The 25778-nt window shown below is 66.9% G+C and carries 22 protein-coding genes; 11 read left to right on the forward strand and 11 right to left on the reverse strand.

The genetic code is table 11. The features are described 5' to 3' along the window. Positions 1-92: 92 nt before the first annotated feature. Both L8K25_RS06890 and L8K25_RS06895 read left to right on the forward strand, forming a co-directional pair. Positions 93-1544 (forward strand): ATP-binding protein, encoded by a 1452-nt coding sequence (locus L8K25_RS06890; protein WP_242138156.1) that lies wholly within the window; start codon positions 93-95, stop codon positions 1542-1544. Between the two features lie 84 nt (positions 1545-1628). After that, positions 1629-2366, forward strand: a complete 738-nt coding sequence (locus L8K25_RS06895) for a hypothetical protein (RefSeq protein WP_242138157.1) — start codon at positions 1629-1631, stop codon at positions 2364-2366. A 90-nt stretch (positions 2367-2456) separates the two neighbouring features. Here L8K25_RS06895 and L8K25_RS06900 read toward each other — a convergent pair whose 3' ends face one another. The 3 genes from L8K25_RS06900 to L8K25_RS06910 are packed head-to-tail and all read right to left on the reverse strand — an operon-like array spanning position 2457 to position 4873. After that, on the reverse strand, positions 2457-2843 hold the full coding sequence (locus L8K25_RS06900; protein ID WP_242138158.1) for a thioesterase family protein: 387 nt from the start codon (positions 2841-2843) through the stop codon (positions 2457-2459). A 37-nt stretch (positions 2844-2880) separates the two neighbouring features. Next, the gene (locus tag L8K25_RS06905) at positions 2881-3654 is read right to left on the reverse strand and encodes a sulfite exporter TauE/SafE family protein (protein WP_242138159.1); all 774 of its coding nucleotides are present in this window, start codon (positions 3652-3654) and stop codon (positions 2881-2883) included. A gap of 10 nt (positions 3655-3664) precedes the next feature. Further along, positions 3665-4873 carry an LL-diaminopimelate aminotransferase gene (locus L8K25_RS06910; RefSeq protein WP_242138160.1) on the reverse strand — a complete coding sequence of 403 codons (1209 nt, stop codon included), beginning with the start codon at positions 4871-4873 and terminating at the stop codon, positions 3665-3667. Between the two features lie 307 nt (positions 4874-5180). Here L8K25_RS06910 and phaC point away from each other — a divergent pair, with 307 nt between their 5' ends. From phaC to clpS, 3 genes are all read left to right on the forward strand, one after another. Continuing rightward, positions 5181-6926 carry a class I poly(R)-hydroxyalkanoic acid synthase gene (gene phaC / locus L8K25_RS06915; RefSeq protein WP_242138161.1) on the forward strand — a complete coding sequence of 582 codons (1746 nt, stop codon included), beginning with the start codon at positions 5181-5183 and terminating at the stop codon, positions 6924-6926. Positions 6927-7048: 122 nt separating this feature from the next. After that, the gene (gene phaP, locus L8K25_RS06920) at positions 7049-7870 is read left to right on the forward strand and encodes a phasin family protein (RefSeq protein ID WP_242138162.1); all 822 of its coding nucleotides are present in this window, start codon (positions 7049-7051) and stop codon (positions 7868-7870) included. 130 nt (positions 7871-8000) lie between these two features. Continuing rightward, positions 8001-8339, forward strand: a complete 339-nt coding sequence (clpS, locus tag L8K25_RS06925; RefSeq protein ID WP_131533747.1) for an ATP-dependent Clp protease adapter ClpS — start codon at positions 8001-8003, stop codon at positions 8337-8339. Positions 8340-8355: 16 nt separating this feature from the next. Here the strand turns inward: clpS and L8K25_RS06930 are convergent, their stop codons facing one another. Further along, positions 8356-9090 carry a Crp/Fnr family transcriptional regulator gene (locus L8K25_RS06930; protein WP_242138163.1) on the reverse strand — a complete coding sequence of 245 codons (735 nt, stop codon included), beginning with the start codon at positions 9088-9090 and terminating at the stop codon, positions 8356-8358. A 144-nt stretch (positions 9091-9234) separates the two neighbouring features. On the opposite strand from L8K25_RS06930, the gene murA reads away from it, so the two are divergent. Then, complete coding sequence (gene murA / locus L8K25_RS06935) at positions 9235-10518, forward strand: UDP-N-acetylglucosamine 1-carboxyvinyltransferase (protein WP_242138164.1); 1284 nt, start codon at positions 9235-9237, stop codon at positions 10516-10518. Between the two features lie 172 nt (positions 10519-10690). Here murA and L8K25_RS06940 read toward each other — a convergent pair whose 3' ends face one another. From L8K25_RS06940 to lgt, 6 genes are all read right to left on the reverse strand, one after another. Next, entirely contained in the window at positions 10691-11089 is a 399-nt protein-coding gene (locus L8K25_RS06940) for a DUF2147 domain-containing protein (RefSeq protein WP_242138165.1), read from the reverse strand. Between the two features lie 69 nt (positions 11090-11158). Beyond that, on the reverse strand, positions 11159-12508 hold the full coding sequence (locus tag L8K25_RS06945; RefSeq protein ID WP_242138166.1) for a cystathionine gamma-synthase family protein: 1350 nt from the start codon (positions 12506-12508) through the stop codon (positions 11159-11161). A gap of 780 nt (positions 12509-13288) precedes the next feature. Continuing rightward, complete coding sequence (pgeF, locus tag L8K25_RS06950; protein ID WP_242138167.1) at positions 13289-14083, reverse strand: peptidoglycan editing factor PgeF; 795 nt, start codon at positions 14081-14083, stop codon at positions 13289-13291. Next, positions 14080-14589: a GNAT family N-acetyltransferase gene (locus tag L8K25_RS06955; protein ID WP_242138168.1), complete on the reverse strand. Its 510-nt coding sequence runs from the start codon at positions 14587-14589 to the stop codon at positions 14080-14082. Before L8K25_RS06955 ends, pgeF begins: the two co-directional genes overlap by 4 nt. Then, on the reverse strand, positions 14586-15650 hold the full coding sequence (locus tag L8K25_RS06960) for an SAM-dependent methyltransferase (RefSeq protein WP_242138169.1): 1065 nt from the start codon (positions 15648-15650) through the stop codon (positions 14586-14588). Before L8K25_RS06960 ends, L8K25_RS06955 begins: the two co-directional genes overlap by 4 nt. Before the next feature lie 381 nt (positions 15651-16031). Further along, positions 16032-16940, reverse strand: a complete 909-nt coding sequence (lgt, locus tag L8K25_RS06965; protein ID WP_242138170.1) for a prolipoprotein diacylglyceryl transferase — start codon at positions 16938-16940, stop codon at positions 16032-16034. A 78-nt stretch (positions 16941-17018) separates the two neighbouring features. Here lgt and L8K25_RS06970 point away from each other — a divergent pair, with 78 nt between their 5' ends. The 5 genes from L8K25_RS06970 to L8K25_RS06990 all read left to right on the forward strand — a co-directional run bounded on the left by L8K25_RS06970 (position 17019) and on the right by L8K25_RS06990 (position 24639). After that, entirely contained in the window at positions 17019-18725 is a 1707-nt protein-coding gene (locus L8K25_RS06970) for a class I adenylate-forming enzyme family protein (RefSeq protein WP_242138171.1), read from the forward strand. Between the two features lie 184 nt (positions 18726-18909). Continuing rightward, positions 18910-21165, forward strand: coding sequence for a molybdopterin cofactor-binding domain-containing protein (locus L8K25_RS06975; protein WP_242138172.1), 2256 nt, complete (start codon positions 18910-18912; stop codon positions 21163-21165). Next, the gene (gene hemH, locus L8K25_RS06980) at positions 21165-22178 is read left to right on the forward strand and encodes a ferrochelatase (RefSeq protein ID WP_242138173.1); all 1014 of its coding nucleotides are present in this window, start codon (positions 21165-21167) and stop codon (positions 22176-22178) included. Before L8K25_RS06975 ends, hemH begins: the two co-directional genes overlap by 1 nt. Positions 22179-22217: 39 nt before the next feature. Beyond that, entirely contained in the window at positions 22218-22940 is a 723-nt protein-coding gene (gene phbB, locus L8K25_RS06985) for an acetoacetyl-CoA reductase (protein WP_242138174.1), read from the forward strand. 82 nt (positions 22941-23022) lie between these two features. Beyond that, complete coding sequence (locus L8K25_RS06990) at positions 23023-24639, forward strand: hypothetical protein (RefSeq protein WP_242138175.1); 1617 nt, start codon at positions 23023-23025, stop codon at positions 24637-24639. Here the strand turns inward: L8K25_RS06990 and L8K25_RS06995 are convergent, their stop codons facing one another. Beyond that, positions 24640-25776: a GNAT family N-acetyltransferase gene (locus L8K25_RS06995; protein WP_242138176.1), complete on the reverse strand. Its 1137-nt coding sequence runs from the start codon at positions 25774-25776 to the stop codon at positions 24640-24642. Positions 25777-25778: the final 2 nt, after the last annotated feature.

A 25778-nucleotide genomic window follows, 5' to 3' on the forward strand; every position in this document is an offset into this window, starting at 1 on the left:
GACCTGCGGCGCGGTCAGCCAACCCAAATTCATCCGTCGCAAACCCGTCACCACGCTTGCCCATGCCCCCCGGCATCGGCCATTGGACGCGCATGACATTTCAAGTCGACATGGGGCTCGACACGGGCGGGCAACCGGTGCCGATCGATCTCGAGGAATTGCTGGCGACGCGACTGCTGGTCCAGGGCAATTCCGGCTCGGGAAAGTCGCATCTGCTGCGCCGCCTGCTCGAGCGCAGCGCGGGCCAGGTCCAGCAGATCATCATCGATCCCGAGGGCGATTTCGTCACGCTCGCCGATGCCTACGGCCATATCGCGATTTCGGCGGCGGATTATTCGGTCGGCGAGATCGCGCGCTTCGGAACGCGGATCCGTGAGCATCGCTCGTCGGTGGTGCTCGATCTCGAGGGCCTCGAGATGGAAGGGCAGATGCGCTGCGCCGCCGCCTTCCTCTCCGCTCTGTTCGATGCGCCGCGCGAGCATTGGTTTCCCGCGCTCGTCGTGGTCGACGAGGCGCAGGTGTTCGCGCCGTCGATGGGCGCGGAAGTGACCGAGGAGGTCCGCCGCGCGTCGCTCGGCGCGATGACCAATTTGATGTGTCGCGGGCGCAAGCGCGGGCTCGCCGGGATCATCGCGACACAGCGGTTGGCGAAGCTTGCCAAGAACGTCGCGGCAGAGGCCTCCAACTTCCTGATGGGGCGCACCTTCCTCGACATCGACATGGCGCGTGCGGCCGACCTGCTCGGCATGGAGCGGCGGCAGGCCGAACAGATCCGTGATCTCCCGCGCGGCACCTTCCTCGCGCTCGGGCCCGCGGTCAGCCGCCGTCCAGTGTCGATCAAGGTCGGATCGGTCGAGACCGGGTCGCGCGGCGGCGGGCCGGTCCTGACCCCGCTCCCGTCGGCACCGACCGGCGAGATGAAGCAGTTGCTGCTGCTCGGGCTCGAGGAACCGATGCCCACCCCGCCACCGGCCCCGCGCCCCGCGCCCGCCGCCAAGGTGATCGACCGGATCGCGGCGGACTCGGTCCCCGATCCCGTTCCCGAGGTGCCGCGCCACACCGCGGAGGAACTCGCTGCTGTGGTCCGCGACGTGCTGTCCGCGATCGTCGAGGATCCGGATTCGACCGCGCGGCCGGCGGCGATCCTGTACCAGGATTTCCAGGTCCGCTGCCGGATGGTCGGCGTGTCGCCCGCGCCGCTCGACCCTTCGGGGTTCGCGCGGCGGCTGGCGGCGGCGCGCGCCGGGATCCTCGACGGGCTCGACGGCGATTGGGCGGAGGCGATCGCGACCGCGCACGAACTCCCCGACGAAATGCTCGGCGCGTTCCTGCTCGTGGCGAAGGCCGCGCGCGAGGGGCTGCCATGCCCGAGCGACGCCGAGATCGCGCAGACCTACGGCACCAGCTCGCTCGGCCGCGCGCGGCGCGTGCTCAGCTATATCGAGGGGCGCAACCTGTTCGTCACGCGGATCGACCTGGCGGGGAAGCGCTCGGTCACGATCCCGACGCTCGGCTGGACGACGCAGCCCGCCGATGCCGGATGAAATCGCCGTCATCCGTGATCAGAGGCCTTTGAATCGCCCCGATTCTGGTGCAGCGCGGAAATACGCGCTCTGGGCACTGTATTGATGGCATCGACGTCCTACCATTCCACCTCCGATCGACGTCGGATCCGCGGCATCGTGCTTGCGCTGATCGTCGAGGGACTTGTCGCGCTTTTGCTGCTGCAACTCGGCACCGGGGTCTTCACGCCGCCCAAGCCACAGCGTGAACTCAAGACCTTCGAAGTCCCGCCCGAGGCACCCGCGATCGGCCCCAAGCCGACTCAGCCGACGCGCAAGCCGACCAAGCAGAAGGCGGCGACGACCACGACGTCCCCGGCGCCCCCTCCGCCGGTCGCACCGCCGCCCGTGGTCACGCCCGTGCGCCCGAAGTTCATCGAGATGAGCCACGACGAATTTGCTGCCTCGGACATCGGCAAGATCCCGTCGCATCAGGGCGAGGGGGACGCCGAGGGCAAGGGCAAAGACAGCGTCGCGGCTTATGGTCCGGGCGAGGGGCCGGGGGGCGCGGCGCTCTATAACGCCGAATGGTATCGCGAGCCGACCCATGCCGAGCTCGCCACCTATCTGCCCGCCGGGGTGCAGACCGGCTATGGGCTGATCGCCTGCAAGACGATCCCGGATTACCACGTCGAGAATTGCCGCTCGCTCGGCGAATCGCCGCCCGGATCGGGCCTGTCGCGCGCGCTCAGGCTCGCGGCGTGGCAGTTCCGCGTGCGACCGCCACGGATCGGCGGCAAGCCGCTGATCGGCGCATGGGTGCGGATCCGGTTCGACCTGACGGTCGGGGTGAAGGACAACTGACGTCTTGTGCTCCTGCGAAGGCAGGAGCCCAGAGGTGCAGGCGCCGTGTTCCGTTACCTCGCGTTCCTGCTTCCGCGGGAGAACGGGCGCCTAAGCGGGGATCCGTTCCAGAAATCCGCGCACGTCGTCGGCAATCTCCACGGCCTTGCCCGTCGGCAGGTGGACGTTGACGACGGTCATCACGATCACCGTGTGCAAGTCCCCCGTCTCCGCATGGCAGAGCTCGAACGTCTGCGTCAGGCTCGACCGGCCGATCCGCTCGATCCGCACGAACGCCTCGACCGTGTCGCCCAGCACAAACGGCTTGAGATAGTCGATCGCCGTGTGGCGAACATGGAATTCGGTCGAATGCCACGCGTCACCGAGTGCCGCGCCGATCCCGCTCCAGTCCCAGAACTCGGTGACCGCGACATCGGCATATTCGAGGTAGCGCGAATTGAACACCACGCGCTGGCCGTCGATCTCGGCATACCGCACGCGGAATCGCGTCGAAAAGGCAAACCCTTCGCGCATCTCAGAACAGCAGCTTGATGCCGACGACCGCCAGCACGACCGCGAGAATGGGGCTCAGTATGCGGTCCGAGACGCGCGTCGCGATCAGGCTCCCGACGACGATCCCGGGGATCGATCCGAGCAGCAGCGAGACGAGCAGCGCGCCATCGACCGAGCCGAGGATCCAGTGGCCGATGCCGCCGAGCAGGGTCAGCGGTACCGCATGCGCGATGTCCGATCCGACCAGCCGGTTGATCGGCAGCGTCGGGTAAAGGATCAGCAACGCGGTCATTCCGAGTGCCCCCGCCCCGACCGAGGTCAGCGACACAAGCACGCCCAGCACCGCGCCGAGCACGATCGTCAGGCGCGCCTGCCGCCGCGTGCCGACCATGCCCAGCCGTTGCGCCAGCGCGGCGACGATCCGCCGCCGCAGCAGCGTCGCGATCCCCGACAACAGCAACGTGATCCCGAGCACGACCGAGATGACATGCCCGGTGTTCGCCGACCGCTCGCCTTCATAATGGAGGATCACCAGGGTCAGCAGCGCCGCGGGCACGCTGCCCGCGGCAAGCCGCCCGACCACGCCCCAGTCGACCGTGCCGCGCCAGCCGTGCACGGTCGTCCCGACGGTCTTGGTCGCGGACGCGTAGAGCAGATCGGTCCCGACCGCGGTTGCGGGATGGAAACCGAAGACGAGCACCAGCAGCGGCGTCATCAGCGATCCGCCGCCGACGCCGGTCAGCCCGACGACCAGGCCGACGAGGACGCCGGCCATCGAATACAGGGGATTGATCATCCGGCTGGGGTCAACCGGCCTTGGCGCTTGGCGTGTTGACGCCCATCGACTGGAGATACTTCTTCACGTTGCGCGCGGCCTGCCGCAACCGCTGTTCGTTCTCGACCATCGCGATCCGCACAAAGCCTTCTCCGTTCTCGCCATAGCCAACCCCTGGCGCAACCGCGACGTTGGCGCTTGTCAGCAATTGTTTGGAGAACTCAAGGCTACCTAGGTGCGCGAGTGCTGGCGGAAGCGGTGCCCAGGCGAACATCGAGGCGTGCGGCGAGGGAATATCCCAGCCGGCACGGCCAAAGCTCTCGACCAGCACGTCGCGGCGCTTGTGGTACAATTGACGGTTGGTCTCGACGATGTCCTGCGGCCCGTTGAGCGCGGCGCACGCCGCCGCCTGGATCGGGGTGAATGCGCCATAATCGAGATACGACTTTACTCGCGCCATGGCGGCGATCAGCTTGGCATTGCCGACCGCGAAGCCGATCCGCCAGCCCGCCATCGAATAGGTTTTCGACAGCGAGGTGAATTCGACCGCAATGTCCTTCGCACCCGGCACCTGCAGGATCGAGGGCGTCGGGTTTCCGTCGTAATAGAGCTCGGAATAGGCGAGGTCGGAGAGGATCCAGACCTGATTCTCCTTCGCCCACGCGACGAGACGTTCGTAAAAGGCGAGGTCGACCGCCTCGGCGGTCGGGTTGGACGGATAGTTGACCACCAGCACCGACGGGCGCGGGACGGTGAACGCCATCGCGCGTTCGAGCGATTCGAAATAGGCTTCGTCGGGCGTGGTCGGCACCGCGCGGATCGTGGCCCCTGCAATGATGAAGCCGAAGGTGTGGATCGGATAGGACGGGTTGGGCGCGAGCACGACGTCGCCCGGCGCGGTGATTGCCGTCGCGAGGCTGGCGAGGCCTTCCTTCGATCCCATCGTCACGACGACTTCGGTCTCGGGATCGAGATCGACCCCGAAGCGACGACCGTAGTAATTCGCCTGCGCCTTGCGCAGCCCGGGGATGCCCTTGGACTGCGAATAGCCGTGCGCGTCGGGCTTGCGCGCCACCTCGACGAGCTTGTCGATGACATGCGGCGGCGGCGGCAGATCGGGGTTGCCCATGCCGAGATCGATGATGTCCTCGCCGCTCGCACGCGCCGCCGCGCGCATCGCGTTGACTTCGGCGATGACATAGGGCGGCAGGCGTTTGATGCGGTAGAAATCGTCGGACATTGCGCGAAACCCGGCTTGAGGAGACCGATCCTTACGCCAATCGCACGCGCTTCGTCACCCCAGAGCTGTTGCGAGGGGTAATGCGGGCTATTCTTGCCGACTTCCCTCTGTCCGTTCGTTTCGAGCGAAGTCGAGAAACCGGGCACAGTGCAGGTTTCTCGACTTCGCTCGAAACGAACGGGAGGTAGATCCCAGTCAGCATAGTTCGGAACTTCCCAATGCGCCCAAGCGGTTGATAGTCGGCGCGATCCGGCATGACGGCGCCGCGCACGCGCGGTAGAAGAGCGCAAACAGGATCGAGGATGCCATGGCCGATTCGGATACGACCCAACCGACCGGCGCGCTGCCCAGCCTCGCCGACATGCAGCACTGGACCTGGGTGCTGGGCCGCGCGCAGCAGATGATGCTCGAGCAGGGGCTGGCGACGATGACCGCGGGCGACGCGCTGCTTCCGCCGATCCCGGGGCTGACCGATCCTGCGACGCTCGCGCGCACGCGTGATTTCTGGACCGACAGCCTGACGCTGTGGCAACGCATGCTCGATCCGGCGACGCCTGCCCCGCGCGCCGAGTCGCCCGACCAGGCGCGCGACAAGCGCTTCAAGGACAGGCGCTGGCACGAGGACCCGGTGTTCGACTTCATCCGCCAGAGCTATTTCCTGGTGGCGGACACGATGCTGGCGCAGGTCGATGCGCTGCAGGGCGTCGACGAGCGGCAGCGCGAGCAGATGCGTTTTGCGGCGCGCGGCTTCCTCGATGCGATGAGCCCGACCAACTTCCCCGCCACCAACCCCGAAGTGCTCGAGAAGACGATCGCGACGCGCGGCGAGAATCTGCTCAAGGGTTTGCAGAACATGCTCGCCGATCTCGGCAAGGGGCAGCTGACGCATACCGACCAGAGTGCCTTCGAGCTCGGCCGCAACATTGCGATGACGCCAGGCAAGGTGGTGCTACGCACCGACCTGTACGAGCTGATCCAGTACAGCCCGACGACCGAGACCGTACTGGCGACGCCGCTGGTGATTTTTCCGCCGTGGATCAACCGCTTCTACATCCTCGACCTCAGCCCCGAGAAGAGCTTCATCCGCTGGGCGGTGGAGCAGGGGATCACGGTCTTCATGGTGTCGTGGCGCTCCGCCGACGCGACGATGAAGCATGTCGTGTGGGACGATTACATCGCCGCGCAGATCGAGGCGATCGACACCATCCGCAGCGGGCTCGACGTGCCGGCGGTCCATACCATCGGCTATTGCGTGGCGGGAACGACGCTGGCCGCGACGCTCGCGATCCTCGCGGCGCGGGGCGAAGCGGACAAGGTCGCGAGTGCCACTTTCTTCACCGCGCAGGTCGATTTCGAAAAGGCGGGCGAGCTGCTCCACTTCGTCTCGGACGAGCAGCTCGCGCTGATCCGTTCGCTGACGCCGGACGGCTTTCTCGATGGGCGCTACATGGCGGCGGTGTTCAACCAGCTGCGCGGGCGCGACCTGATCTGGAACTATGTCACCAACAACTACCTGCTCGGCAAGGACTATGCGCCGTTCGACCTGCTTCACTGGAACGGTGACACGACCAACCTGCCGGCGGCCTGGCACATCGCCTATCTGACCGACCTGTACCGCGACAATCGCCTCGCCAAGCCGGGCGAGATGACCGCGCTGGGCACGCCGATCGACCTGTCGAAGGTCGCCACGCCGGCCTATATCCAGGCCGGGCGCGAGGATCATATCGCGCCGCCCGAAAGCGTCTGGGCGATGATGCGGCACCTTACCGGACCGCGGCGGTTCGTCCTCGCCGGATCGGGGCATATCGCGGGTGTGGTGAACCCACCTTCAGCCGGGAAGTACCAATATTGGCGCAATGACACCCCTGTCGACGATTTCGAGGCGTTTGTTGCCGGAGCGCGGGAGACCAAGGGCAGCTGGTGGCCGGACTGGCTGGAATGGCTTCGCGCGATCGGGCAGGAGCAGGTTCCCGCAACCGGATCCCGTACGCCGGGGGAGGGAATGCTCGTCCCGCTCGGCGATGCTCCGGGAATCTACGTACGAACCCGATAAGTGAGCCTTTTCAGACGCCTGACACGTCGAAATCTGGATGCTGCACTGCAACACGCCTGTTGCAACTAGGATCATTGTCAACTATATTGCACTGCAACAACAGCGTTGCAGGAGAAACGGTCATGGCCACCAAAGGCCCTAAGTCCGCCCCGTCCAAGGGAATTGCAAAGTCGATCGCATCGGCTGCCGGCATCGAGTCGGACGTGCCACCGGTACCGTTTGTTGCCTCACCCACCGCTATCGCCAAGCCGGTCGCGAACAAGCCCGCGCCGAAGCCTGCGGTAGCTCCCAAGGCTTCGCCCGACGTTCGCGATCTCGCCAAGGTCGTTGCGCCAGTCGGCGTGCCGTCGCCGTCACCGGAGCCGGTGGCTCAGGCCGAGCCGGCGACCCCGTCGCCTGTCGTTGTTGCCGGGCCGGTTGCCCCGGAACCTGTTTCACCTCCAACCCCCGCCATCGCGCCCGCGACGGCCGTCTTGCAGAAGGAAATGAGCACCATGGACGCCACGATCAATACCGCTGCCGACACCGCGCAGACCCAGGCGAAGACGATGTTTGCCGACGTCAACGATCGCGCGAAGACCGCGATGGAGAAGGGATCGAAAATGATCGCCGACATGAACGAGTTTTCGAAGGGCAACCTCGAAGCAGTCGTCGAGTCGAGCAAGATCGCTGCGAAGGGCGCCGAGGACATCGCGCGCTATACCAGCGATTATGTCCGCTCCACGGTCGAGAAGGCCAGCACCACCGCGAGCCAGTTCGCGTCGATCAAGTCGCCGACCGAGTTCTTCAAGCTGCACAGCGAGATGACGAAGCAGGCGATGGATTCGATGATGGCCGAGACCGCCAAGTTCACCGAAGGCTATGTCAAGCTGCTCGGCGAAATCGCACAGCCGATCTCGAACCGGGTCGCGGTTGCGGTCGAAAAGGTCAAGGTCGCCGCCTGAGCGTTCCCTTTTGTAACGGCAAAGGGCGGTTCCGGATCGGAGCCGCCCTTTTCGTTTGCGCGAACCCCTTGCCCTGACCGGTTGCAATGCCATATTTTAGCGCTGCATGACCCACCCCTTTCTCATCTCCATGGCTGAGCGCCGCGACGACGGAACCGACGATTCCGATCGTGATGGCAGCACCGGAGTCGCCACGCGGACGCGCTCCAAGACCAAGCAGCCGACGCCGTATCGGGTGTTGCTGCTCAACGACGATTATACGCCGATGGAATTCGTCGTCCTCGTGCTCCAGCGATTCTTCCGCATGGACATGGAAGCGGCGACTCGCGTGATGCTCCACGTGCACCAGAAGGGCGTCGGCGTGTGCGGCATCTTCAGCTATGAGGTCGCGGAGACCAAAGTGGCGCAAGTGCTCGACTTCGCGCGGCAGAACCAGCATCCGTTGCAGTGCATGCTCGAAAAGGCCTGACCCTGCGGTCGGGGCGTCAGCGCCCCGCGGGAAGCCAGCCCAGGTCCAGGTTGGCGTAGCGATCGACGAAATTGGCGGCACGGGTCAATCCGCGCTCGTCGAGGAACTGGACCCGTCCTGCTTCCCGCGCGATCATCCCCTCCTCCTCGAGTTGCCGAAGCATCCGGTTCACGTGAACCGCCGTCAGCCCCGTGGCATCGCCGATCTCCTCCTGCGTCAGGCCGAGCGTGAAGCTGCTCGTGACGGTACGGTCCAGCACCCGGATCCGGTTGCGGATCTCGATCAGGATCGCCGCTACGCGCGTCTTGGCGGAGGTTCGTCCCAGCGCGGCCAGCCGGTCGGTCAGGGCGGCGCGTTCGATCTGGTTGTAGACCAGGATCAGCGCGGCGATCCGGGGGTGTTCGAACATCAGGGCGCTGAGTGCGGTCCGCTCGAACGGGCAGACCACGCAATCGCTCAGCGCGGTGATCGTCTCGGTCGCATCCCCGTAGATGATGTTCGACACCGCAAGCAGGTCTCCCGCGAAATGAAACCGCAGGATCTGGCGGCTGCCGTCGTCCAGCAGGACCGAGCTCATCACCGTGCCCTTGCGCAGGATATAGATTTCGTTCGCGCGGTCGTTTTCGCGTTGCAACGTCATGTTGCGCCGAAGCGCCCGCTCGCGCTCCTCCAGGCGCCCGAGCGCCTCGTGCTCCGACGCCGTCAGTTCAACCACATCGCCGAGACGCTCGGCGAAACAACTTCCTGGCACGCGGTGATCACCCCTTGTTCTTCTGTCACAAAGCAGCGTGGCCGGAACATTGCATTAAAGTCGATCAACGTGGCTACGATCCGTTCGACCGGTATTCGCTGCGCGGCAGCTTGCGCGCGCGGGGCAAGGCGATAAACGAGATCGATGGACCGTATTCTCATTCGGGGCGGTAACCGCCTCTCTGGCCGTCTCCCCATCTCCGGCGCGAAGAACGCCGCGCTCACGCTGATGCCGTGCGCGTTGCTGACCGAGGAGCCGGTGACGTTGCGCAACCTGCCGCGGCTCGCCGACGTCGACAGTTTCGGGCATCTGCTCAACCAGCTCGGCTGCTCGACCCGGATCGAGGGTGCACGACCCGAGGATTTCGGTCGCGTGATGACGATCCGCGCGGGCAAGCTGACCGCGACCGAAGCGCCGTATGACATCGTGCGGAAAATGCGCGCGTCGATCCTCGTGCTCGGCCCGCTGCTCGGGCGCGCGGGCGAGGCGACGGTGTCGCTCCCGGGCGGTTGCGCGATCGGCAATCGCCCGATCGACCTCCACCTGAAGGCGCTGGAGGCGATCGGCGCGCAGCTGGAAATGGCGGCGGGCTATGTCAAGGCGATCGCGCCGGGCGGGCGGCTGTCGGGCGGGACGTACACCTTCCCGGTCGTGTCGGTCGGCGCGACCGAGAATGTCGTGATGGCGGCGTCGCTCGCGAAGGGCGGCAGCCGGATCGAGAATGCGGCACGCGAGCCCGAGATCGTCGACCTGTGCAACCTGCTCGTCGCAATGGGCGCGAAGATTTCGGGCATTGGTACGAGCACGCTCGAGATCGAAGGCGTCGACCGGCTTCATGGCGCGACCTATCGCGTGATGCCCGACCGGATCGAGGCGGGCAGCTATGCCTGTGCGGCGGCGATCACGGGCGGGGCGCTCGAACTGGTCGGCGTGAAGGCCAGCGACATGATCGCGACGATCGAGGCGCTCCGCCAAGCGGGCGTCACGGTCGAGGAACGCGGCGAGAATCTGTTCGTGGAGGCCAACGGCCCGCTCCGGCCGGTGACGGCGTCGACCGCGCCGTTCCCGGGCTTCGCGACCGACATGCAGGCACAGTTGATGGCGATGCTGTGCATGGCCCCCGGCGAAAGCACGCTGACCGAGACGATCTTCGAGAACCGCTACATGCACGTGCCGGAACTGGCACGGATGGGCGCGGACATTCGCGTCCAGGGGCGCACCGCGGTCGTGCACGGGGTCGACCGGCTGGTCGGCGCGCCGGTGATGGCGACCGACCTGCGCGCGTCGATGAGCCTGATCATCGCGGGGCTGGTGGCCGAGGGCGAGACCCAGGTGAGCCGCGTATATCATCTCGACCGCGGGTATGAGCGGCTCGAGGAGAAGCTGAGCGCGGTCGGCGCGGATATCGAGCGCGTCGGCGACGGCTGAGGGTAGCGTCCCGCGGTGGTTCGTCGGGGCCGGGTGGCCGCTGTCGTCACCCCGGCGGAGGCCGGGGCCGCTGCATTGTGTGCGCTTCGGCTGCGTCTTTGTCCGACTGCCTTTCAGATACCGTGGCGGCCCCGGCCTTCGCCGGGGTGACGACAGTCGCCGGGAGGCGGCCCTACTTTACCCGCGTCCAGGTTTGCGTGCGGCAGCCGATGTTGGCGATCACACAGCCCTCGCCGACCAGCGTATTGGCATCGACCTGCCGGATCGTCCCCGAGATCGTCTGCCCGAGGTCGGGCACCAGCACCGAGCCGAACCACATCCCAGAGTCGCCCTGGCGGAAATCCTGGAACAGCATCGCGCCGACCAGCGGGGCACCACCGCCGCGCTTGGCATCCGCCTCGGCTTGCGGGGTGGCGGCGATCACCTTGCCGCAGATCGCGTCGCCGCACGGTTGGAACACCACGCGGACGCTCTTCCTGGGGTTGGTCCACACACCCTTGGGGATCGCGGCCGTGGCCGCCACCGGGAGCAGCGCGGCCACTGCCGCCGCTGCCATTACAAATGCTCGCATGCTGATCGCCTTCCACGAAGAACCGACGGATGCGCGTAAGCGCACCCGCCTGATCCGTGGATGAACGCGTCAGATCGAATCGAGTGCCTGCGCGAAGTCGGCGATCAGATCGTCCGGATCCTCGACACCGATCGAGATGCGCACGAGATTGTCAGTGATCCCGAGCGCCTGCTTGCGCTCGTCCGACACCGACAAATGCGTCATTGCCGCCGGATGCGACGCGAGCGTCTCGGTCCCGCCGAGGCTGACCGCGAGCTTGGCGATCTTGAGCGCGTCGAGGAACGCGAACGCCTCGGTCTCGCCGCCCTTCACGATCAGCGAGAAGGTCGATCCCGCGCCGCTGCAGTGGCGTGCATAGATGTCGGCCTGACGCTCCATGCCCGGCGTATCGGCGAGGAAGCCGAGATAACCGACTCGCTCGACCTTAGGATGATCGCGCAGGAAGGCGCAAACCTTGACCGCATTCTCGCCCGCGCGGCTCATCCGCAGTTCGAGCGTCTCGAGGCTGCGCATCAGCATCCACGCGGTGTTGGGGTCGCAGATCGTGCCGATCGTGTTGCGCATCAGCCGGATCGTGTTGATGTGCTCCTTGGAACCCAGCACGCCGCCCGCGACCAGATCGCTATGCCCGCCGGCATATTTGGTGAGCGAATAGACGACGATCTCCGCGCCATGTTCGAGCGGCTTGAGCCAGAGCGGCCCGAGGAAGGTGTTGTCGATCGCGATCGGCGGTTTGTTCTCGCCGGTGAAGATCGCGTCGCGGCTCGCGCGCACCGCCTGGATGTCGACCAGTGCGTTGGTCGGGTTGGCGGGGCTTTCGAGATAGATCAAAGCGACATTGCCGGTCGCCGCCTTGGTCATCACCGCGTCGATCTCCTCGCGAGTCGCGCCCGCCGGGAAGTCGAGCCACTGGACCCCGAAGCGCCCGAGAATGCGCGCGATCAGCGTCTCGGTGGCCGCATAAAGCGGGCCCGAATGGACGATCGTGTCGCCGGGCTTGACCATCGACAACATCAGCGTCGCGATCGCGGACATGCCGCTCGAGAAGACGAGTGCGTCCTCGGCTTCTTCCCACACGCCGAGACGATCCTCGAGGATCTCCTGATTGGGACCGTTGAAGCGCGAATAGACGAGACCCTGCGATCCGCCGGGACGCTTGCCGGTGACGCCCTCGAAATGGCGCTTGCCCGCGGCGGCATTGGGGAAGACGTAGGTCGAGGTCGCGAAGATCGGGGGTTTCAGCGAGCCTTCCGACAGCATCGGATCATAGCCGTGGCCCATCATCAGCGTCGACGGCTTGAGCTTGCGGTCGCCGATCTTCTCGACCGAGGGCTTGGCCTTGGTGCGCGGCGCGACGCCGGTCAGGTCGGCTTCGTCCGCGCCGGTCGCGTCGATCGGGGGAGTGGGGGTCTGCGCCATGAAATAGGTCCTGCCTTATGAAGGATATGCTCCTCCGTAACGCGGGATAGTGTCATTTGATACCATGCCGCGTGTCCGGGGCGGGGATTCCACCCTGTAATGCGTTCGTTTCGGGGGATGTCGGGAGGCCTGCCGTGTGGCGGGTTTCTGGGCAGGCGGCCGCGCATCGTTACCTTGGCCTTCGCTGCTGGGCCCCGGCCTTCGCCGGGGAAGAAAGTTTTTGGTGGGCGCGCGCTCGCCACGTTTCCGCTTCCCCGGCGGAGGCCGGGGCCCAGGAGCGAGACAGGCGATTGCGGGCGACTGTGCTTCGTTACTCCCATCTGCGCTACTGAGCCCCGGCCTTCGCCGGGGAAGGAAGTTTTTGGTGGGCGTGCGTTCGCCACGTTTGCGCTTCCCCGGCGCAGGCCGGGGCCCAGTAGTGAGACAGACGATTGCGGGCGACTGTGCTTCGTTACCTCGACCGTCGCTCCTGGGCCCCGGCCTTCGCCGGGGAAGGAAGTTTTCGGTGGGCGCGCGCTTGCCACGTTTCCGCTTCCCCGGCGCAGGCCGGGGCCCAGGAGCGAGACAGGGGATTGCGGGCGGATGCGCTTCGTTACCTCGGCCGTCGCTACTGGGCCCCGGCCTTCGCCGGGGAAGGGCGTTTTCGGTGGGCGTGCGCTCGCTACACTTCCGCTTCCCCGGCGCAGGCCGGGGCCCAGGAGCGAGACAGACGATTGCGGGCGACTCGCTCTACCATCGCTCGGCTGCGCCCGAAACGAACGGATGGAGAAACGCGCCCTCTCAGGCGCGGACCGTCTCCGCGCCCAGACCAATCAGCGCGATCTGCCGCCCATAGCCGGGCTCCCCGCGATGCGTGGCGCGGCGGTAGCTGTAGAAGCGCGTCTCGTCCGCATAGGTATCGAGCCCGAGCGCGGCGATCCGGGTGAGGCCGGCGGCGGCGAGCCGGTGGACGACATAGGATTCGAGATCAAACTGGTGATGCCCAGCCCGCGCCGGTGCGAAGAAGCGTTCGTTGGCGGGGTCGTCCTGCTCGAACCGCCGAGCGAAGGCATCGTCCACCTCATAACTCGCGCGCGCGATGCACGGGCCGATCGCGGCGGTGATGCGATCGCGCCGCGCGCCGAGCGCTTCCATCGCGGCGATCGTCGAGTCGGTCACCCCGCCGATCGCGCCTTTCCACCCCGCATGCGCCGCGCCGACCACCCCCGCCGCGACATCCGCGAACAGGACGGGGGCGCAATCCGCGGTGAGGATGCCGAGCGCGAGGCCGGGGCGATCCGTGACGAGCGCGTCGGCGCGCGCGCGCTGGTCGTCCGCGAACGGCGCGGTGACGGTGATGCAGTCGCCCGAATGGACCTGAAAGAGCGTGACGAGCGCCGCGCCGGGCAGCACCGCGTCGGTCGCACGCACGCGGTTCTCGGCGATTGCGGCGGCATCGTCGTCCGACCCAAGCCCGACGTTGAGCCCGGCATGGACCCCGGTCGAAACGCCGCCCTCACGCCCGAGGAAGCCGTGTGCGACGCCCTCCAGCGTGCGCGCACGAATGACCGGAACGAGATTCTTGTCAGGGGTCACAGCACCAGCCGCATCAGATTGTCGTCATCCACCGTCGTGCCAACGCGGAACGCGATCCGCCCGATATCGCGAAAGCCATAGCGTTCGTAGAAACGGTGCGCGCGGTGGTTGTCGACATAGACGCTGAGGATCACCTCGCGTGCGCCGTGGCTGCGCGCATGGTCGAGCGCCCACGCCATCATCTCCTGCGCGACGCCGCTGCCATGCCACGGGGAGAGCACGTAAAATTGGTACAGTTCGATCGCATCGGGGCGCCATTCGCCGGGGAAGGTGACCGGCCCCATCTTGACGAAGCCGATGATCTTGCCGTCGTCGAGCGCTAGGCGGATCGCGAAATCGGGGTCGGACAGTTGCGACGGCAAGCCGTTCGGCCCGAACGCCTCGTCGAGGAACGCGTTCAGGTCCTTCGCATCGTACAGTGTCCCGAACGTCTCGGTGAACGACTCGCGCGCCATCGCGGCGAGTGCGGGGCCATCGATCGTTCGTGCGTCGCGATACTGGATCATGCGAACCCCGCAGGTGTCGGCCAATTGGGTGCCGACACCGCAAGGACCTGAAAAAGCGTACCCATCGCCTCGGTTAGCCGGGCCTTGTCGGCAGCGATCCCGTCCGCGCGGTCGGGCGCTGCCTTGGACAGCGCGGCGGCGCGCGCATCGATCCCGAGTGCCGCGAGGAACGCGCCCTGGTCGACCGGCCCCTCGACCCGTGCGCCCTCGACCAGCGCCGCCGCGCCGAGCGTGCCGAAGTCGACATGCGCGGTCAGGTCCTGCTCGCCCGGCGCATCGAACGGGTTGGCGAAGGCGTGGCCGCGCACCGCCTGCAACGTGTCGCCGATCGCGGGGCCGTTATAGCCATAATCGACGATCAGCAGCGCGCCGCCCTGCGCGACGATCCGCTGCGCGAGCCCGCGCAGGATCGCGACACTCGCGGGAGAGGTTTCGATCACCGCGCCGTTGGCGGTGTCGCGCAAGGCTTCGGGGATGACGCCGTCGGGCACCTGCGTGCCCGCGATCGGGAGGAACAGCGTGTCCTGGCACGCGACCAGCCGCTCGAACCACCCCGCCGCACCTTTCACAAGCTGGCGGATCGGCAGCGCGTCGAAGAATTCGTTGGCGACGACGATCAGCGGGCGATCGGTCGGGAGCGTGTCGATCGAATCATGGAACGCCGCGTCCGCGACGCGCTCCTGCTGCGCGGTGCGCAAGACCGGGCTGGTCTCGACGAAATGCACCGGCGGCGCGAACCCCGCCTTGCGCCCGGCGCGCAGCGCATCGGCGGAAAGCGTGCCACGCCCCGGGCCGAGCTCGACCCAGGCGGCCTCCGGGCGTCCCGCGCGGTCCCACAGGTCGGCACCCCACAGCCCGATCAGTTCGCCGAACATCTGGCTGATCTCGGGCGACGTGGTGAAGTCGCCGCCCGCGCCCAGAGGATCGCGCGTCGCATAATACTGCTGGTTCGCCGCCGCCATGAACTGCGCGATCGAGATCGGCCCCGCGAGCGTGATCGCGCGGGCGAGCCGGTCGGCGAGGGGAGCAGGCGGGGTCTGGGAAGGTGTATCGTCCGTCATCGTCGGCGCGCAATGCCCCGCCACGGCGCGGTCCGCAAGCGTGGTGGATAGGGGGCTGTCCCGTGCGTCGCCCTCCACCACGCTACCGTCACCCCGGCGAAGGCATGACCTATGCGAAACCATCGCGGTTCTCCCGCGAAGGCGGGAGTCCAGGAGTAGCAAGAACTGTAAGCCGTTGTTCTGCTGGGCTCTGGATTCCCGCCTTCGCGGGAAAACAGCAAGTGACACGTCGGTAACTCCAACTTTCGCAGAGACCTCGCGAAGGCCGGGGCCGCCATGTTGGGCGGCGTGTCCGGCGATACAGCGCTTCGTCGTACCGTCGCGCCTGGATAACCGGACGGCCCCGGCCTTCGCCGGGGTGACGGGTCCAGGGGCCGCCGGTCAAGCGACGCTTGCATCCCCCGCGATCGGCACGACTCGCGTACGCCGCCCCTTGGCGGTCGCGACCAGATACAGGCCGCCGAGGATCATCGGCAGCGTCAGCACCTGCCCCATGTGGATCGTCGTCGCGAAGAAGGTGCCGCTGAACTGTGAATCGGGTTCGCGGAAGAACTCGACCGTGAAGCGCGCGAGCCCGTAGCCGACCAGGAACAGCCCGACGAGCCGCCCCGGCTCATAGCGCGCCTTGGTGCGCCAGAAGGCGAACCACAGGATCGCGAACAGCGCGATTCCCTCGAGCCCCGCCTCGTACAACTGGCTCGGGTGGCGGGGCACGTCGTTGCCGGTGCGCGGGAAGATGATCGCCCAGGCGACGTTCGACGGCTTGCCCCACAGCTCACCGTTGATGAAGTTCGCGATCCGCCCGAAGAACAGCCCGAACGGCACCGCGCACGCCAGATAATCGTGGATCCGCAGCCAATCGAGCTTTTCCTTGCGCGCGAACAGGATGATCCCGATCGACGTGCCGATCATCCCGCCGTGGAACGACATGCCCCCGTCCCACAGCCGGATCAGCCGCCACGGGCTGAGCAGCATGTCGGGCGCATAGAAGATGGCGTATCCGAGCCGCCCGCCGAGGATGATCCCGAGCGTCGCGTAGAACACCAGATCGTCGACATGCCGCCGCGCCATCGGGCTTCCCGGCTGCGCGATCAGCTTGAGCAGATACCACCAGCCGACCAGGATGCCGGTGATATAGGCAAGCGAATACCATTTGATCTGGAAGAAATGCAGGTCGAGCGCGACCGGGTTGAGGTGCAGGTCCTCGAACCGCAAATGGCCGCCCGCTCCAGCGGCGGTGGCGGCGGTCGTCGCATCGGCGAGCAGGGGTAGGGCGGCAGTCAGGATCAAGGCTTTTCCCCTGGGATTTGCGCCTCCATAAAGGCGACTGGCGACAAGACCAAGCGACAAGACGAAACGGAGAATGAGATGCCGAGCATATTGGACGGCCGTATGGATGCGACCCTCGCCGCGTTGACGGGACCGGGCGGTCCGCTGGCCGTCGGGCGCGTTTCGGTCGATGGTCTGGATCTCCCGATCATCACCGGGGTTCCGCAGACGCTGCCGCCCTATTTCGCGCATTATTGCGCCGAACATGCCGACAAGACCTTCCTCGTCGCGGGCGACGAACGGCTCACCTTCGCGCAGGTCCACCGCGCGGCCCACTGCGTCGCGCAGGCGCTGGTCGCGCATTACCGGATCCTGCCTGGCGACCGCGTGGGGATCGCGATGCGCAATTCGCCGTCGTGGATCGTGCTCTACATGGGGATCGTGATGGCGGGTGGCGTGGCCACGCTGCTCAACGGCTGGTGGCAGGCCGAGGAACTCGGCGCGGCGATGACCGATGTCGAATGCAGCCTGGTGTTTGCGGATCCGACCCGTGCCCGCCGGATCGCGGCGATCGACGGACTCGGCGTACCGATCGTGACGATCGACGACACCCTGCCGTTGAAGGCGGCGCTTGCCGGCCTGGATCCGGCGGATGTCGCGCTCCCCGTGGTCGCGCCGGAGGATGCCGGGACGATCCTGTTCACCTCGGGCTCGACCGGCCAGTCGAAGGGCGCGATCAGCGACCACCGCGCCGTGACGCAAGGCGTGTTCAACTATCTCGCGCAGGCGCTGATGATGCTGAGCATCGCGACGCAGGACGGCAGTCCGCCCGAGGGCCAACCCGCGACCCTGCTCAACGTGCCGCTGTTCCACGTCACCGCGGAGGTCCCGGTCTTCCTCCAGAGTTTCGCGATGGGACGAAAGCTGGTGCTGATGCCCAAATGGGATGCCGAGGAAGCGATGCGGCTGATCCAGGCCGAGACGGTCAGCTATTTCGTCGGCGTTCCCTTGATGAGCTTCGAGATCCTGACGCACCCCAACCGCGGTCATTACGATCTGTCGACGGTCACCGATTTTGCCGCAGGGGGCGCACCACGCCCGGTCGAGCACGTTCGCCGCATCGCGGACGAGATGGGCGGTCCCAAGCCCCTGCTCGGCTATGGCCTGACCGAAACCAACGGCATCGGCTGCGGCAATTTCCGCGACAATTACCTCGACAAGCCCAATTCGACCGGGCGCGCCTCCGCGCCGCTGGTCGATCTCGCGATCCTCGATGATAGCGGGCAGCCCGTGGCGCAGGGGCTGCGCGGCGAAGTCGCGATCCGCTCGATCTGCAATTTTCGCGAATATTACGGCCGTCCCGATGCGACCGCCGCCGCCTTTACCGCCGACCGCTACTTCCTGACCGGGGACATCGGCTATCTCGACGCGGACGGCTATCTCTTCATCGTCGATCGCAAGAAAGACATCATCATCCGCGGCGGCGAGAACATCTCCTGTCAGGAGGTCGAGGCGACGATCTACCAGCATCCGAGCGTGGCCGAGGCGGCGGTGTTCGGCTTGCCCGACGAGCGCTACGGCGAAGTGCCCGGCGCGGTCGTCCAGTTGCGCGCGGATCAGCGGGTAAGTGTCGACGAACTCTCGGCCTTCCTGTTCGCGCATGTCGCCGCGTTCAAGGTGCCGCAACGGATCTGGATCGTCGATACGCCGCTGCCGCGGCTGGGGACGGAGAAGATCGACAAGGTCACGCTACGCACGTCGTATCGCGCGCTCGTGGCGGCGGAACAGGCTGGCGTGGGGGTATAGCGCAACGGATGGTCGCCCCGCATCGCACGGTCAGCCGGCGTGGAACCCTGCCCGCGCGGAGCGGATGGCATTTGGCCCGAGGGCTCGGGCGGGAGCAACCGTCCTCCCGCTCGACCGGACGAACCGCACAGCAAACGACGTCTCGCGCTTTCCCCGGCCCGATCACCGCGATACAGCGACCACAATGCGCCCGCGTCTGCCCTCATCGCCCCCTGCCGCCGGGGTCACCCGTCGCGGACTGTTGATCGGCGGCGGGGCGGGCGTCGGGCTGATCCTCGCCTGGGCATTATGGCCGCGGCACTATTTGCCCAATCTGACCGCCGACACGGGCGAGACGATCTTTGGCGCCTGGATCAAGATCGGTGATGACGGGCATGTCACGGTCGCGGTGCCGCAGGCCGAGCATGGGCAAGGAGTCTATACCGCCTTGCCGCAGATCGTCGCGGATGAACTGGGCGCGGACTGGCGGACGATCGCGGTCGAACCCGCACCGCTCAACCCGCTCTATGCCAATGCGCTGGGCGCCGACGAGCTGTTCGAAACCGCGCGCGATACGGTGGCGGGACGGTGGCGCGACGCGCATGCCGTGCGGATCGGGATGATGGTCACCGCCGGGTCGAGTTCGGTCCGCACGTTCGAGGATGACCTCCGCCAGGCGGGCGCGGCGGCGCGCGTGTTGTTGTGCAAGGTGGCGGCGGCGCGCTGGCAGGTCGACTGGCAAGCGTGCGACACGCGGGGCGGGTTCGTCTTCCACGGGAAGGACCGGCTGCGCTTTGCCGATCTCGCGGCGGAAGCGGTACGCGGCAGCTTGCCCGACGCCCTGCCGATGCGCGTCAACGAAGACGACACCCGCCTGTCGGGCCAATCGCTGCCCCGGCTCGATGCGCCCGCCAAGGTCGACGGCTCCGCCAATTTCGCGGGGGACGTGCGGTTGCCCGACATGGTCTTCGCCAGCATCCGCCAAGCACCGGGCGGCAGTTCCCGGCTGGTCCGGGTCGATCGCGCCGCGGCAGACCGTATCCCCGGCGTGCTTCAGGTCGTGACCAACGACCGTTGGGTCGCCGCGATCGGCAATCATTGGTGGGCAGCCAACCGCGCGCTGGATGCGCTTGCCCCGCGGTTCGAAACGCAGGGCGCGATCGTCACCAGTGCCACGATCCGGGCGGCGCTGCAGGGCGCGCTCGATACACCGGGCAGGCGACTGGCGGCGGTCGGCGACGTCGATGCGACGTTCAAGGACGCTCGGTTGATCACCGCCGAGTATCAGGTCGGGCTCGCCGCGCATGCCGCGGTCGAGACGATGACCGCGACCGCACGCTTTGCCGATGGACGGCTCGAGCTCTGGTTGCCGACGCTGGCCCCCGCGATGGCGCGCGATGCGGCCGCGGCGGCGGCGGGGATCGCGACGGACCGGGTGGTCGTCCACCCGATGCTGGTGGGGGGCGCGTTCGGTGCCAATCTGGATCATCGTTGCGCCGAGCAGGCGGCAATCCTCGCCGTGACGCTCAAGCGTCCGGTCCAGCTGACCTGGTCGCGGGTCGAGGATCTGCTGCACGATCGCTTCCGGCCGCCAGCGATGGCTCGCATGGCGGCGCGGCTTGGTCCCAATGGCCAGATCCTCGGCTGGCGCGCCCGGATCGCCGCCCCCGCTACCGGACAGGAAGTCGCTGCGCGTCTGTTCGCGCAGGACGCGGGTTTTCGTACGGCGCTCGCGCTGACGCCATCGGGTGACCCCTATGCGATCGCGGGTGCGGTGCCGCCGTACCGGATGCCGGCCTATGCGGTCGACCATCACCCCGCCGATATCGGCGTCCCGACCGGGCACTGGCGCTCCGGTGCGCATAGTTACACCGCCTTCTTCACCGAATGTTTCCTCGACGAACTCGCGCATCTCGCGGGGACCGAGCCCTTGTCGTACCGGATCGGGATGCTCGGCGGCGACGCGCGGCTGGCGCGGTGCCTGTCGACCGCGGCATCCCTCGGCGGATGGGAGGGCGGGATCGCGGGAAGCGGGCAGGGGATCGCCTGCCACAGCTTTCGCGGCAGCCATATCGCGGTGCTGGTCGAGGCGCATGTCGGCGAAGGGCAGGCGGTCAGCGTCGACCGGATCGTCGCCGCGGTCGATTGCGGACGGCAGATCAACCCCGATCTTGTGCGCCAGCAGATCGAGGGCGGATTGCTGTTCGGCATGGCGGCGGCGACGGGGGGATCGACCGGTTTCACACGCGGTCTGCCCGACGCGCGCGGTTTCGGCGATCTGGGCCTGCCACGCCTCGCCGATACGCCGGATATCACGGTCGAGCTGATCTCCAGCGAGGCCGATCCCGGGGGGGTGAGCGAACTCGCGGTCCCACCGGTTGCGCCTGCGATTGCCAATGCGCTGCAAGCCGCTACGGGCTATCGCTTGCGGTGTCTTCCGCTCGTTCCGGGAACCAAGTGATGCAAGCTGTTCTTCCTCCCGGCCATCCGCCGGTCAAGCCGCGCCGGATCGGCGTGCTGCTGACCAATCTCGGCACGCCCGACGGCGCCGATACGCGGTCGGTCAAACGCTATCTCGGCGAATTCCTGTCCGACCGGCGCGTGGTCGAAATTCCGCCGCTGCTGTGGCAGCCGATCCTGCGCGGGATCATTCTCAATACCCGCCCCAAGAAGTCGGCGCATGCCTATGCGCAGGTCTGGACCGAGGACGGCTCGCCGCTGGCCGCGATCACCAAGGCGCAGAACACTGCGCTGCAGGGCGCGTTCGGGCCGGACGTGATGGTCGACTGGGCGATGCGCTACGGCAAGCCCGCGATCGGCGAGCGTCTGCAGGCGATGAAGGACGCCGGCTGCGACCGCATCCTGATCGCGCCGCTTTACCCGCAATATTGCGCCGCGACGACCGCGACCGCAAACGACAAGGCGTTCGCCGAACTGGCGAAGATGCGCTGGCAACCGGCGCTGCGGACGCTCCCGCCCTATTACTACGAGCCGGCCTATATCGAGGCGCTCGCGCAATCGATCGAGGCGGGTGTCGCCGCGCTCGATTTCGAGCCGGACGCGTTGATCGCGAGTTTCCACGGGATGCCGAAGCGGACGCTCGAACTCGGCGATCCCTATCACTGCCATTGCCAGAAGACCGGGCGGTTGCTCGGCGAGCGGCTTGGCAAGAAGCTGATCGTGTCGTTCCAGTCGCGCTTCGGCCCGGCGAAGTGGCTCGAGCCCGCGACCGACCTGACGCTCGAGGCATTGCCCGCACAGGGGATCAAGAAGGTCGCGATCTTCGCGCCGGGCTTCTCGGCCGACTGCCTCGAGACGCTCGAGGAACTCGCGATCCGCGGGCTCGAGAGCTTCGAAGGCAAGGGGGGTACCCATTTCGCGTATATTCCGTGCCTTAATGCCAGCGAGATCGGCATCAAAATGTTGCGCACTTTACTGGCGCGCGAACTTGAAGGCTGGGCCAACCCCGCATAGCAAGGGCGTGGGACTGAAAGATCCATCAGGAGAGTATGCATGGCACGCGTCGCGATCGTAACCGGCGGCACCCGCGGGATCGGCGAGGCGATCAGCCTTGCGCTGCAAGAGGCCGGAATGACCGTCGCCGCCAATTATGCCGGCAATGACGAGCGCGCGCGCGCCTTTACCGAACGGACCGGAATCGCCGCGTTCAAATGGGACGTATCGGATTATGACGCATGCCAGGCGGGCTGCGCGGCCGTGGTCGAACAGCTCGGCCCCGTCGACGTGCTCGTCAACAATGCGGGCATCACGCGCGACGGCACGATCATGAAGCTCAGCTACCAGGCGTGGAAAGAGGTGATCGACACCAATCTCGGCGGCTGCTTCAACATGGCGAAGGGCGTGTTCCCCGGGATGCGCGATCGCAAATGGGGGCGGATCGTCAACATCGGGTCGATCAACGGGCAGGCCGGGCAATATGGCCAGGTCAATTACGCCGCCGCCAAATCGGGCATCCACGGTTTTACCAAGGCGCTGGCGCAGGAAGGTGCGCGTGCCGGGGTGACGGTCAATGCGATCGCGCCGGGCTATATCGACACCGACATGGTCGCCGCGGTCCCCGCCGACGTGCTCGAGAAGATCGTCGCCAAGATTCCGGTCGGCCGCCTCGGCCAGGCGAGCGAAATCGCGCGCGGCGTCGCCTTCCTGTGTTCGGAAGAAGGCGGGTTCGTGACCGGATCGACGCTGAGCATCAACGGCGGGCAGCACATGTATTGAGGGCGCCGGTTTCCCGACGGCCCATCGCAAGCCCGTAGAACGCGACTTGTTTCTACCCGGACCAACGCGGTAAGAGCCCGGGATGCAGGGGGATACCGCACCGCTCCACTGGTGGCAGACACGCGCGTTCGTCGCACTGATGGCGTTGGTCGCGATCATTCCGTTGGTACGCCCGGAAATCGCGCCGCTCGTCGACTTGCCCGGGCACATGGGGCGTTATCGCGTCCAGCTTGCGATCGGCGAGCATCCGTGGCTCGGCAACTGGTATAATTTCAGCTGGCAACTGATCGGCAATCTCGGGATCGACATCCTGATCGTGCCGCTGTCGAAGATTTTCGGGCTGGAACTGTCGGTCAAGCTGATCGTGATGACGATCCCACTGCTGATCGTGACGGGGTATCTGTGGATCGCGCGCGAGGTGCACGGGCGGATCCCCCCGACCGCGCTGTTCGCGCTGCCGATCGCCTACAGCTATCCGATCCAGTTCGGGTTCGTGAATTTCGCGCTGTCGATGGCGATCGCGCTCAACGCCTATGCGCTGTGGCTGCGGCTGGCGCGGCTCGGGCATCTGCGGTTGCGCGCGGCGATCTTCGTGCCCTTCTCCTGCGCCTTGTGGCTGTGCCACACCTTTGGCTGGGGCGTGCTCGGTGTGCTCGCCTTCTCGGGCGAATTGATCCGGCAGCACGACACGCGCGGCGAGCACGGGGTCAAGAGCTGGGTCAAGGCGGCGTTCTTCGCCGGACTCGGCTGCCTGCCGCTCGCGCTGCCGCTGGTGCTGATGGTGGTGTGGCGCAGCGGCGAACATGTCGGCGGGCAGACCGCCGACTGGTTCGACTGGCGTGCCAAGATCCGCTGGCTGACGATGACGTTCAAGGATCGCTGGGTCACCTTCGACATCGCCTCGATCGCGGTCGTCCTGCTGATCCTGTTCAAGGGGATCCGCGACCCGAGCATCGAATATTCGCGCAACCTGCTGCTGTCCGCGCTGTTCCTGCTGCTCGTCTACATCGTGCTCCCGCGGATCGTGTTCGGCTCGGCCTATGCCGACATGCGGCTTGCGCCCTTCATGCTGGGGATCGCGGTGATCGCGCTGCGGCCCCGCCCCGGTCTGTCGATTCGCGGAAGCGCGACGCTGGCGGCGCTGGGACTGGCGTTCGTGCTGGTGCGGATCGCCGCGACGACCGCCAGCTTCTGGATGTTCGCGGACGATTACGACCGCGAACTCAAGGCGCTGGAACGCCTGCCGGTGGGCGCGCGGCTGGTGTCGTTCGTGGGCGAGCAATGCGGCAACCCGTGGGTGATGAGCCGGCTCGAGCATCTGCCCGCCATCGCGCTCGAGCGGCGGCTCGCCTATACCAACGACCAATGGTCGATGGCGGGCGCGCAATTGCTGACGACGCGCTACCTGCCCGCGCAACGCTTCGCGCACGATCCGTCGCAAATCGTCACCAGCGTGCAATGCCCGCGCGAATGGTGGCGTCCGATCAACATGGCGATGGCCAGGTTCCCGCGCAACGCATTCGACTATGTCTGGCTGATCCGTCCCCCCGCCTATGACCCGCGCTTCAACGAGGGGCTGGTGCCGATCTGGCGCGACGGGACGAGCGTGCTGTTCCGCGTCGATCATGGCGCGCCGGGGATCAAGGTCAGCGACGAATCGCTGCGCCTGCGCTCGCGCCCGATGCCGACGCCGTTCTGATCAGCCGCGGCGGAACGGGGTCAGTTCGCCGAGATAGTCTTGGTCCGCCTCGACCGAGGCGCGTTCGCGCGCGAGGAAGTCCGAAATCGCGCGGCGGAAATTGCGGTCGGGAATGTAATGCGCGGACCAGGTCGGCACCGGGACATAGCCGCGCGCGAGCTTGTGCTCGCCCTGCGCGCCCGCCTCGACCGTCTTGAGCCCGCGTGCGATCGCGGCGTCGATCGCCTGGTAATAGCACAGCTCGAAATGGAGGAACGGGACCTCCTCGGTACAGCCCCAATAGCGGCCGTACAGCGTCTCCGCGCCGATCAGGTTGAGCGCCCCCGCGATCGGCCGGCCGTCGCGATCCGCGAAGATCAGCAACACCTTGTCCGCCATCGTCTCGCCGAGCAGCGTGAAGAAGCGCCGTGTCAGATACGGCTGGCCCCATTTGCGGGCGCCGGTGTCCTGGTAGTATCGCCAGAACGCGTCCCAGTCCGCCTCGGTGATGTCCGCGCCGGTGACATGGCGGATCGTCAGTCCCTCGACCGCGGCGGCACGTTCCTTGCGGATCGCCTTGCGCTTGCGGCTGGCGAGCGCGTCGAGGAAAGCGTCGAACCCGGCATAACCGTCGTTCTGCCAGTGGAATTGGGTGCCTTCGCGCAAGAGCCAGCCCGCCGCCTCGAACGCGGGAAGCTGGTCGGGCGTGACGAACGTGGCGTGGGCCGAGGACAATTGGTGCTGGTCGGTCACCGCCTCGATCGCCGCGATCAGCGCGGGCGCGGTGGCGGGATCGCGCAGCAACAGCCGCGGGCCGGGAACGGGGGAGAAGGGCACCGCGACCTGCAGCTTGGGATAATAGGCACCGCCCGCGCGCTCCCACGCATCCGCCCAGGCATGGTCGAAGACATATTCGCCCTGGCTGTGACTCTTGGCATAGGCCGGCGCGATTCCGGCGGGGCGGCCGTCGGGGCCGTCGACGATGATCGGGATCGGTTGCCAGCCGGCGCGCGGCGTGGCGCTGCCCGAGGCTTCCAGGATCGACAGGAAGGCATGGCCCACGAACGGGTTGGTCGCGCCGGCGCAGGCGTCCCAGTCCGCCGCTGGAATGGCGGCGACGCCGTCGGCGATGCGGGCGGTGACGGCGTTTGTGCTCACGA

The organism is Sphingomonas sp. TREG-RG-20F-R18-01, from assembly GCF_022662475.1.
Classification (GTDB): Bacteria; Pseudomonadota; Alphaproteobacteria; order Sphingomonadales; family Sphingomonadaceae; genus Sphingomonas.

Excerpts from the sequence above, each read along its gene's own strand:
- L8K25_RS06910 (WP_242138160.1), bottom strand. The coding sequence starts at position 4,873 with ATGTCCGACGATTTCTACCGCATCAAACGCCTGCCGCCCTATGTCATC.
- L8K25_RS06955 (WP_242138168.1), bottom strand. The coding sequence starts at position 14,589 with ATGATCCAGTATCGCGACGCACGAACGATCGATGGCCCCGCACTCGCC.
- murA (WP_242138164.1), top strand. The coding sequence starts at position 9,235 with ATGGACCGTATTCTCATTCGGGGCGGTAACCGCCTCTCTGGCCGTCTC.
- L8K25_RS06975 (WP_242138172.1), top strand. The coding sequence starts at position 18,910 with ATGCGCCCGCGTCTGCCCTCATCGCCCCCTGCCGCCGGGGTCACCCGT.
- L8K25_RS06890 (WP_242138156.1), top strand. The coding sequence starts at position 93 with ATGACATTTCAAGTCGACATGGGGCTCGACACGGGCGGGCAACCGGTG.
- hemH (WP_242138173.1), top strand. The coding sequence starts at position 21,165 with ATGCAAGCTGTTCTTCCTCCCGGCCATCCGCCGGTCAAGCCGCGCCGG.
- L8K25_RS06905 (WP_242138159.1), bottom strand. The coding sequence starts at position 3,654 with ATGATCAATCCCCTGTATTCGATGGCCGGCGTCCTCGTCGGCCTGGTC.
- L8K25_RS06960 (WP_242138169.1), bottom strand. The coding sequence starts at position 15,650 with ATGACGGACGATACACCTTCCCAGACCCCGCCTGCTCCCCTCGCCGAC.
- L8K25_RS06940 (WP_242138165.1), bottom strand. The coding sequence starts at position 11,089 with ATGCGAGCATTTGTAATGGCAGCGGCGGCAGTGGCCGCGCTGCTCCCG.
- clpS (WP_131533747.1), top strand. The coding sequence starts at position 8,001 with ATGGCTGAGCGCCGCGACGACGGAACCGACGATTCCGATCGTGATGGC.
- phbB (WP_242138174.1), top strand. The coding sequence starts at position 22,218 with ATGGCACGCGTCGCGATCGTAACCGGCGGCACCCGCGGGATCGGCGAG.
- phaP (WP_242138162.1), top strand. The coding sequence starts at position 7,049 with ATGGCCACCAAAGGCCCTAAGTCCGCCCCGTCCAAGGGAATTGCAAAG.
- phaC (WP_242138161.1), top strand. The coding sequence starts at position 5,181 with ATGGCCGATTCGGATACGACCCAACCGACCGGCGCGCTGCCCAGCCTC.
- L8K25_RS06895 (WP_242138157.1), top strand. The coding sequence starts at position 1,629 with ATGGCATCGACGTCCTACCATTCCACCTCCGATCGACGTCGGATCCGC.
- L8K25_RS06990 (WP_242138175.1), top strand. The coding sequence starts at position 23,023 with ATGCAGGGGGATACCGCACCGCTCCACTGGTGGCAGACACGCGCGTTC.
- L8K25_RS06970 (WP_242138171.1), top strand. The coding sequence starts at position 17,019 with ATGCCGAGCATATTGGACGGCCGTATGGATGCGACCCTCGCCGCGTTG.
- L8K25_RS06945 (WP_242138166.1), bottom strand. The coding sequence starts at position 12,508 with ATGGCGCAGACCCCCACTCCCCCGATCGACGCGACCGGCGCGGACGAA.